Source organism: Phenylobacterium sp. (assembly GCF_036963605.1).
Taxonomy (GTDB): Bacteria; Pseudomonadota; Alphaproteobacteria; order Caulobacterales; family Caulobacteraceae; genus Phenylobacterium.
Genome location: NZ_JBALUY010000107.1, coordinates 1 through 8,749 on the forward strand (window position 1 = coordinate 1; position 8,749 = coordinate 8,749).

The 8,749-nt window shown below is 67.3% G+C and carries 10 protein-coding genes; 5 read left to right on the plus strand and 5 right to left on the minus strand.

Annotation, left to right across the window (positions count from 1 at the left end):
• The coding region (locus tag V7702_RS15625) for a CinA family protein (RefSeq protein WP_335651005.1) at positions 1–231 on the plus strand (231 nt) is incomplete at its 5' end.
• 38 nt (positions 232–269) lie between these two features.
• On the opposite strand, the gene V7702_RS15630 is transcribed toward V7702_RS15625, so the two are convergent.
• Positions 270–1,400: a ferritin-like domain-containing protein gene (locus V7702_RS15630; protein ID WP_335651006.1), complete on the minus strand. Its 1,131-nt coding sequence runs from the start codon at positions 1,398–1,400 to the stop codon at positions 270–272.
• 89 nt (positions 1,401–1,489) lie between these two features.
• Positions 1,490–2,077, minus strand: a complete 588-nt coding sequence (locus V7702_RS15635; protein WP_335651007.1) for a TetR/AcrR family transcriptional regulator — start codon at positions 2,075–2,077, stop codon at positions 1,490–1,492.
• Between the two features lie 152 nt (positions 2,078–2,229).
• Between V7702_RS15635 and V7702_RS15640 the strand changes: the two genes are divergently transcribed.
• Positions 2,230–2,367, plus strand: a complete 138-nt coding sequence (locus V7702_RS15640) for a hypothetical protein (protein ID WP_335651008.1) — start codon at positions 2,230–2,232, stop codon at positions 2,365–2,367.
• A 62-nt stretch (positions 2,368–2,429) separates the two neighbouring features.
• Here the strand turns inward: V7702_RS15640 and V7702_RS15645 are convergent, their stop codons facing one another.
• Positions 2,430–3,257, minus strand: a complete 828-nt coding sequence (locus tag V7702_RS15645; RefSeq protein ID WP_335651009.1) for a TrmH family RNA methyltransferase — start codon at positions 3,255–3,257, stop codon at positions 2,430–2,432.
• Positions 3,258–3,365: 108 nt separating this feature from the next.
• On the opposite strand from V7702_RS15645, the gene V7702_RS15650 reads away from it, so the two are divergent.
• Together V7702_RS15650 and V7702_RS15655 are read left to right on the plus strand one after the other, a co-directional pair.
• The gene (locus tag V7702_RS15650) at positions 3,366–4,622 is read left to right on the plus strand and encodes a cytochrome P450 (RefSeq protein WP_335651010.1); all 1,257 of its coding nucleotides are present in this window, start codon (positions 3,366–3,368) and stop codon (positions 4,620–4,622) included.
• A 102-nt stretch (positions 4,623–4,724) separates the two neighbouring features.
• The gene (locus V7702_RS15655; RefSeq protein ID WP_335651011.1) at positions 4,725–5,399 is read left to right on the plus strand and encodes a spermidine synthase; all 675 of its coding nucleotides are present in this window, start codon (positions 4,725–4,727) and stop codon (positions 5,397–5,399) included.
• Between the two features lie 22 nt (positions 5,400–5,421).
• On the opposite strand, the gene V7702_RS15660 is transcribed toward V7702_RS15655, so the two are convergent.
• Both V7702_RS15660 and V7702_RS15665 read right to left on the minus strand, forming a co-directional pair.
• Positions 5,422–6,600 carry an MFS transporter gene (locus tag V7702_RS15660; protein ID WP_335651012.1) on the minus strand — a complete coding sequence of 393 codons (1,179 nt, stop codon included), beginning with the start codon at positions 6,598–6,600 and terminating at the stop codon, positions 5,422–5,424.
• Positions 6,601–6,603: 3 nt separating this feature from the next.
• Positions 6,604–7,638, minus strand: coding sequence for an aldo/keto reductase (locus V7702_RS15665; protein ID WP_335651013.1), 1,035 nt, complete (start codon positions 7,636–7,638; stop codon positions 6,604–6,606).
• 97 nt (positions 7,639–7,735) lie between these two features.
• Here V7702_RS15665 and V7702_RS15670 point away from each other — a divergent pair, with 97 nt between their 5' ends.
• The gene (locus V7702_RS15670; protein WP_335651014.1) at positions 7,736–8,632 is read left to right on the plus strand and encodes a LysR substrate-binding domain-containing protein; all 897 of its coding nucleotides are present in this window, start codon (positions 7,736–7,738) and stop codon (positions 8,630–8,632) included.
• Positions 8,633–8,749 lie beyond the last annotated feature (117 nt).

Genomic DNA, 8,749 nt, shown 5'->3' on the forward strand with positions numbered 1-8,749 from the left:
GAGGGGGCGATCGCGAACTCCCAGGCTGACATCGTGGCCGCCATCACCGGCTTCACCGAGGCCGGCCCCAACCCCGGCGATGACGCGGGTCTCGTCCATTTCGCCAGCGCCCGGCGCGGCCGCCCCGCGCGGCACAGGCTGGTTTGCTTCGGCGATATCGGCCGGGGGCCGGTGCGCCAGGGTGCGTTGGAAACCGCCCTGGCCATGATGCGCGAGGAAATCCTGCGATGAGGCCGCGCAGCTAGCGGCGCCATCGCAGGACTCCAGTTCTACTCGGCGGCGATGGTCACAGGCGCTGCTGAGCGGTCCTTGAAGTTGATCTCCTGGAGGTACTTGATGCCCTCCTCGGCGATGTCGTCGCCGACCATCTTCTCGCCCTCGGCCTTCAGCTCATCCATATCCACATAGGTGGCGTAGAAGGCCCGCGTGCGGTCGGTGATGAGGCCGGCGTTGAACAGGGTCTTGATGAGCACGCGGAAGATGTTGGTCTGGCTCTTCAGGCGTTCGCGACGGCTCTCGTCGTTCTGGTATGTCGCGCGCATCTCGGCGACCACCCGCTCGGGATCGAGGCCGAACTGCGTGTAGATGGCCGCCTGCTGCACGGGCGAGCCCATGTTGAACAGCAGCGACTGGAAGCAGTGGGCGGCCCAGTCCTCCACAATGTCGCGCTCTTCCTGCGTCATCTTGGGGATGGTGCGGTCGGCCCAGATCTTGCCGAACTTGTGGTGGAAGGCCTCGTCGGTCATCACCAGCTGGAAGAGTTTCCGAGCCAGGGGATCGCGGTTGTACTGGAAGCCGGCGGCGAAGGCGCCCATGGCCAGGCCCTCGACCAGCATCTGCATGCCGATGATCTTCTTGTAGACCTCCGGCGCGCCGATGATGTCGACCAGCAGCTGCTGCAGCGTCGCGCCGCAGGGCCGCGGCCGACCCCAGCGGGCCTTGATGTACTTGGCGAAGCCGGTGACGTGCCGGGCTTCCTCGCGGGTCTGGTTGGCGGCGTATTCCTGGGCCCCCTGGTCCTTCAGCACGTGGCAGAGGCTGGCCGACAGGTTCAGCGCGCCCTGCTCGCCATGCAGGATGGAGGAGAAGTTCCAGAGCACCATCTCGTTGATGAACTTGACCTTCTGACCGGTCTTCTCGAGGTGGTCGAGGACATAGGGCACGCCCAGCGCCATGACCTGATCGTCCGGCAGCAGGGCCTCGTTCTCCATGTCCCAGGGCTCGGAGAAGTCGATGTACTTGGGGTCGAGCGGGTCCCAGAAATGGTCGTGGGTCGCAGAGATGATCTTGTCGAAAGCGGTGGAGCGGGCGTTGTAGCGGTCCAGCTCCAGCATCGATTCGAAGTCGTCAGGGGCCACCGCGTCATACATGACGTCTTTGGTGATATTGCCGTCGGCCATTGGTTCCTCCCGGTACAGCAGGACGCCAGGAGACGACTTGAAACATCGTTTGGATAGACCTTGCTGATCAGCGATCACTGATCAACGGTTCAGCGACGGCCGAACATCAGCTCCAGGCCCTGGATCACGTCCTCCATCAGCTCGTCCTGGCGGTGGGGATCGGCTGTGCGCAGGGAAGCCGCCCCATGGCCGCAGGCCCAGACGGCGCGGGCGATCTTGTTGATCTCGACAGCGTCCTCCCGGGCCGGCAGGGCGACGGCGACAGCCCCTTCCAGCACAGCAAAGCAGCGATCCCGGGCGGTCTCGACAGCAGGATAGGTCGCCACGGCCGGATCGAACATCAGGCCAAACAGGGCGGCCTCGGCCTTGGAGAAGGCGAAGTAGGTCCGCGCCAGGGTGCGAATGCGCCCGCCCTGGGGCGCGGTGGCCATGGCTTCGCTGAGTTCAAGCTCCAGCTGGTGAAACCCGAGGGCGGCCAGCTCGGCCAGTAGCTCGGCCTTGCCGGCATAGTGGTGATAGACCGAGCCGGGCGCGATCCCGGTCCTGGAGGCCAGGGCGCGCAGGTTGAGCTGCGCCAGCCCGCCCTGATCGAGGATGGCGCGGGCCTCTTCCAGGAGTTGGGCTCTGAGATTGCCTACATGATAGCGGCGGCGGGCGGCGGCGTCGGACCAGGCCATGGGAGCGAAAATCGACCCTTTGGATAAACGTGCGAGCGATTGGGCCGCACTCGGTCCCGGAAGTCCAGAGCCTGGGCGCCCCGCGTCCGATACAAGGAACCCGGCGGCGGCGTGGCCGTTGGGAATGGTAAGGACAACAAGGAGAACCCGTCATGGCCCATACCGCCGACATGCACCGCGCCCATGCGACGCGCAGCCGGCGCTGGAGCCCCCTGGAGACCCTGAGCTTTGTGACGGCCTGCTCGGCCCTGCTGTGGCTCGCGATCATCCAGCTGGCGCAAGCCGCCTGAACGCCCTGCTTTTTTGACGATCACCGCGAGAGCTTCGTAATCCGCTGCCGGTCCGGTGGCTCTTACAGGCGCTCTTTACGAGGTCTTGCTCGAGCGGCGGCGAAGTGATGCAGAACCACGCCGCTTGTGGTCGCCACGTTCAGTGAATCGAACCCCTCTGACATCGGGATACGCACCGTGCGCGCCGCCGCCAGCAGCGCGGGCGGCAGGCCCGGCCCCTCGGCTCCGAAGACCACTGCGCTGCGGCCGCCTGGAGCGAAGGCTGCAAGGGTCTCCGTTCCCGAGGGCGTGAGGGCGACCGGCTCAAGGTTCGCCGCCCGCAGGGTCTCGATCAGGTCCTCCCCCGCCTCCAGCCGGGCGAAGGGCATGATCAGCGCCGCCCCCACCGAGACCCGGATGGCCTTGCGATAGAGGGGGTCGCAGCAGGTGGAATCGATCAGGACCGCATCGGCGCCGAAGGCGGCTGCGTTGCGGAACAGACCTCCCATATTGTCGTGGTTGCCCACCCCATGGACCGCCACCACCAGGGGCTGCGCCCCTAGCCCGGCCAGGAGGTTCGCTGCGCTCGGCCGCGCACGGAGCCTTCCCAGGCCCAGCAGGCCGCGGTGAATCGGAAAACCGACGATGGCGTCCATCACCGCCTGGGACGCCACATAGACCGGGGCGGAAACCTCACGCTCGCCGATCAGGCCCTCCAGACGCCCCAGCCGATCCTCCGCCGCCAGAAGGGCCAGGGGCTCGCAGCGGGGCGAGGCCAGCAGATGGCGCAGCACCACCTCGCCTTCGGCGATGAACCGCCCGTGGCGGCCGATCAGGTCGCGCTCGCGCACCTGGGTGAAGCTCTCGATCCGGGGATCGGCCGGGTCGTCGATCCGCACGATCTGCGCCATCAAACCGCCGCCCCCCTTGTCAAAGTAAAATCGCGCCTTGAGCGAACGCGAAAAGTTGACGCAGGCGTCATCTTTAGACTAGACTGGTCGAAAATCTGGAGGACTCCCATGGCTGACGGTTCGGTGGACATCTTGAAGGACGCACGGGCCAAGGCCTATGCGACGGCGCTGGCCGACCTCAACCCGGCGCAGCCCGGGCTCTTCCAGTCCAACACCATGTGGCCGATCTTCGAGCGGCTGCGGAAGGAAGACCCGGTCCATTTCACCGCCGAGAGTGAATACGGCCCCTATTGGTCGATCACCAAGTACAACGACATCATGGCGGTGGACACCAACCACCAGGTCTTCTCCTCCGAGGGCGGCATCACCATCGCCACCCAGGACGGCGATGAAGGCCCCCTGCCCATGTTCATCGCCATGGACCCGCCCAAGCACGACGTGCAGCGCAAGACCGTCAGCCCGGCCGTCTCGCCAATGAACCTGGCGATCCTGGAGCCGCTGATCCGCGAGCGCGCGGCCAAGATCCTCGACAGCCTGCCCATCGGCGAGGAATTCGACTGGGTCGACAAGGTGTCGATGGAACTCACGGCCATGACCCTGGCCACCCTGTTCGACATGCCGCAGGAAGACCGCCGCAAGCTGACCTATTGGTCCGACGTGGTCACCGCGGTGCCGGGCCACGGGCTGATCGACACGATCGAAGAGAAGATGCAGATCTTCATCGAGTACCACGCCTACTTCACCGAGCTGTGGAACCAGCGGGTGAACGCCGAGCCCGGCGGCGACCTGATCTCCATGCTGGCCCATGGGCCCGAGACCAGGGACATGTCGCCCCGGGAGTATTTCGGCAACATCGTACTGCTGACCGTCGGCGGCAATGACACCACCCGCAACACCATCACCGGCTCGGTCCTGGCCCTGAACCAGAACCCGGACCAGTACAAGAAGCTGCGCGAGAACCCCGACCTCATCCCCTCCATGGTGTCGGAGACCATCCGCTGGCAGACGCCGCTGGCCCACATGCGCCGTATCGCCACCCAAGACCATGAGATCGGCGGCAAGACCATCAAGAAGGGCGACAAGGTCGTCATGTGGTACGTCTCGGGCAACCGCGACGACGAGGTCATCCACGACCCCGACAGCTACATCATCGACCGCGAGCGCCCGCGCCAGCACATCTCCTTCGGCTTCGGCATCCACCGCTGCGTGGGCAACCGCCTGGCCGAGCTGCAGCTCAAGATCATCTGGGAAGAAATCCTGAAGCGCTTCCCCGACATCCAGGTGGTGGAAGAGCCCAAGCGCGTCTTCTCGACCTTCGTGAAGGGCTATGAGTCCATGAAGGTGATCATCCCCACCCGGCTCTGATCGCACCTATCGCTACAGGTGGGCGTCGCAAGGCCCCGTCGTCCTGGCTGGACGGCGGGGTTTTGCTTTGGCCTTGGCCCCGTCGACGGCTATGCGAGCGCCATGAAGCCCTGGATCCATCTCGACACCGCCCAGATGCCCGACGACGGCGGCGACCTGCGCCTGATGCGGCGCGACACTGAATTCTCGATCATGGCCGGGTCGATCGAGCTGATGAACAGCCGGCTCAGCGGCTCGGAAGAGGCCTTGGCGACGCTGGCCTGGGAGCGACTGGCCGGCCGCCCGGCGCCGCGCATCCTGATCGGCGGCCTGGGCATGGGCTTCACCCTGCGCGCGGCCCTCGGCGTCCTGCCGGCCGACGCCCACATCACGGTGGCCGAACTGGTGCCAGCCGTCATCGCCTGGGCCCGCGGCCCCCTGGCCGAGGTCTTCAAGGGCTGCCTGGACGATCGCCGCGTCACCGTTCATGAGGGCGACGTCGGCCCGCTGATCGCCGCGGCGCCGGGCGCCTGGGACGCCATCCTGCTGGACGTGGACAACGGCCCCGAAGGCCTGACCCGCAAGGCCAATGACAGCCTCTACGACCTGCCTGGCCTCGCCCGCGCCCAGACCGCCCTGCGCCCCGGCGGCGTCCTGGCCGTCTGGTCGTCAGCCCCGGACGAGGGGTTCACCCGCCGGATGCGCCGTAGCGGGCTCGCCACCGAGGTCGTGCGCGTCCCAGCCCGCAAGGGCGGCCGCGGCGCGCGACACGTGATCTGGCTAGGCGTGCGGGCCTAGGGCCGAGAGCGCCCTGCGATCCTCAGGTGCGACTTTGCAAGGGCGGGACAGGCCGCGCCGGCGATCCGCGGATCATCATCAGAAGAACGACCAGGCCGGCGGCCGACGCTCCGCCCCCCGCCAGGGCCACGGCGGGGAAACCCAGCCCCGAGCCGATCACCGCGCCGCCGAGCGCCGCGCCGATGGCGTTGCCGAGGTTGAAGGCCCCGATATTGACCGCCGAGGCCAGGTTGGGCGCGTCCGAGGCGGCGGCCATGACCCGCATCTGCAGCGGCGGCACAAGGGCGAAGCTGGCCACGCCCCAGAGGAAGATCAGCACCGCGCTAATCCCCGCGAACGGCATGGCGAAGGCGAACGCGACGAGAAGGGTGGCCAGAGCGCCCAGCGTGACGATGAGAGTCCCGTCCAGCGACCGGTCGGCGAACTTGCCGCCCAGCCAGTTGCCCACGGTCAGGCCGACGCCATAGGTCACCAGCATGGCGGTGACGAAACCGATCGACGCCCCGGTCTCCTCCTGGAGGATTGGCGTGATGTAGGTAAAGACCGTGAACATGGCGCTGGAGCCGATCACCGCCAGGGCCAGCGCCGCCAGCACGGGGCCACGCCCCAGCACCTTCAGCTCGGCCAGCGCATTTCCACCGGCCGGCGCGGCGACCCTGGGCAGGGTCAGGCGCAGGGCGATCATGGCGACGACTCCGAGGGCGGCGATGCCCCAGAAGGAGGTCCGCCAGCCGATTTGGTCGCCGGCCCACGTCGCCAGAGGGACGCCGACAACATTGGCTATGGTCAGGCCCATGAACATGGCCGCCACCGCCCCGGCCTGCTTGTTCTTCGGGACCAGCCCCGCAGCGACGATGGCTCCGATCCCGAAGAAGGCGCCATGGTTCAGCGAGGTGATCAAGCGAGCCGCCAGCAGCATGCCATAGCTAGTCGAGACCGCCGCCAGCAGGTTGCCGAGGGTGAAGATGGCCATCAGGCCGATCAGCAAGGTCCGTCTCGGCATGCGTCCGGTGGTCAGAGTAAGGAGCGGCGCCCCCAACATGACGCCGATGGCGTAGGCGCTGATCAACAGGCCGGCGACCGGGATGGAGACACCCAGGTCTCCGGCGATGACGGGCAGCATGCCCATGGGGGCGAATTCGGTCACGCCGATGCCGAAGGCGCCGACGGCCAGAGCCAGGATGGGGGGGTTCGGCTTCATCGGTCAGACCAGCGGCGGGTTCAGACGGGCGAAGCCAGGCTGACGATAGTATGGGGTATGCGGATAGGGCGGCGTGATCGCGCTGGCGGCGTCCAGCGTTGCGATCTGGTCCGGCGACAGGTTCCAGCCGACGGCGCCGAGGTTCTGGCGAAGCTGCTCCTCGTTGCGGGCCCCGATGATCACCGAGGCGACGGTCGGGCGCTGCAGCAGCCAGTTGATGGCGATCTGAGGGATGGTCCTCCCGGTCTCGGCGGCGACGGCGTCGAGCGCATCGACCACGCGATACAGGTGCTCGTCCTCGACGGGCGGCGCGAAGGCGGCGGTCTCGTGCAGGCGGCTGCCCTCGGGAATGGGGGCGTCGCGGCGGACCTTGCCGGTCAGGCGGCCCCATCCCAGCGGGCTCCAGACCAGGGCGCCGACGCCCTGGTCGACGGCCAAGGGCGCCAGATCCGCCTCGTAGTCGCGACCGATCAGGGAGTAGTAGACTTGATGAGCCACGAAGCGAGGGCGGCCGTCCCGGTCGGCGGCGGCCTGCGCCTTCATCAGCTGCCAGCCGGGGTAGTTGGACACGCCGGTGTAGCGAACCTTCCCCGAGGCGACGAGCGTCTCCAGCGTGGCCAGCAGCTCCTCCACCGGGGTCGAGGCGTCGAAGGCGTGGAGTTGCAGCAGGTCGATGTGGTCGGTTCCGAGACGGCGCAGCGCCCCCTCGACCGCGGCGACCAGCCGGGCGCGTGATACGCCCCAGTCGCCGGGACCGTCGCCGGTGGGCAGGCCGATCTTGGTGGAGATCAGGACGGCGTCGCGGCGTCCCTTGATGGCCTCGCCCAGCACCTGTTCCGAGGCGCCGTCGGAATAGACGTCGGCGGTGTCGAACAGATTGACCCCGGCATCCAGGCATATGTCGATCAGCCGGCGCGCCTCGGCCGCGTCGCTCGTGCCCCAGGCGCCGAACAACGGACCTGTGCCGCCGAACGTGCCCGTGCCGAAACTGAGGACCGGGACGCGCAGTCCCGAAGAGCCGAGTTGACGATAGTCCATGAAGATCTCCCGCACGATGTCAGAAGCACAGATGGACAGTCGACAGGTGCGGCAGTAGGCAGGGTCTGCACCAAACACCTTTGATCCGGACGCACAGATGCAGATCGGCAGCACCGACCGAGCACGCGAACTCGAGGTCTTCGCCGCTGTCGTCCAGCGCGGAAGTTTCTCGGCCGCTGGCCGCGTCTTGGGCCTGACCCCCTCTGCGGTGAGCCGCACGATCGACCGGATAGAGGCGCGGCTCGGCGTGCGGCTGATGCTGCGCACCACCCGGGTCCTGACGCTGACGGCGGAAGGCCGGGTCTATCTGGGCGCAGCGCGACGCATCCTCGCCGACCTTGACGACGCCGAGCGTGAAATCGCCGACCAGGGCGCGCCGCGCGGACGCCTGCGGGTCAGTGCGGCGCTCGCCCATGGTCGCCAGTGCATCGTGCCGCTGCTGGGCGAGTTCGCGGCCCTTTATCCGCATATCCTCGTCGACATCAGCCTGACGGACGCCATAGCCGATATCCACGGCGGGCAGGCTGACGTCGCGATCCGCTTCGGCGTCTTGGCCGATAGTCCCTTGACCGCACTGCGGGTGGGTCAGACGGGACGGACCATCGTCGCGGCGCCCGAATATCTCGCCCGACGCGGGACGCCGCAGGTCCCGGAGGACCTGCATAACCACAACTGTCTCAACTTCAACTTCCGCCGGACGGAGCCGGTCTGGCCGTTCCGCAAGGAGGGCCGCGACTATGCCCTGACCGTCCATGGGAACATCGAGGCCAATAACGGCGAGACTCTGGGCCAGCTGGCCATTGCAGGGGTCGGGATCACCCGCGTCGGCAATTTCAGCGTGGCCGAAGACCTGGCGGCCGGTCGGCTGGTCCCGCTGCTGGAGGCCTTCAATCCCGGAGACGTCGAGCAGATTCACGCCGTCTTCGTCGGCGGGGCGAACATGCCGGCCAGGGTGCGGGTCTTCGTCGACTTCATCGCCAGCAATCTTCGCTGACAATGTCTGATCGTCGCGCCGCTCAATGGCCGGAGCTGGCGGCCGTGGTGAAGGCGGATTGCTGGATCCAGCGTCGCATCTGACGAGATGGGCCCGGACTCCTCGCAAGGATGAACC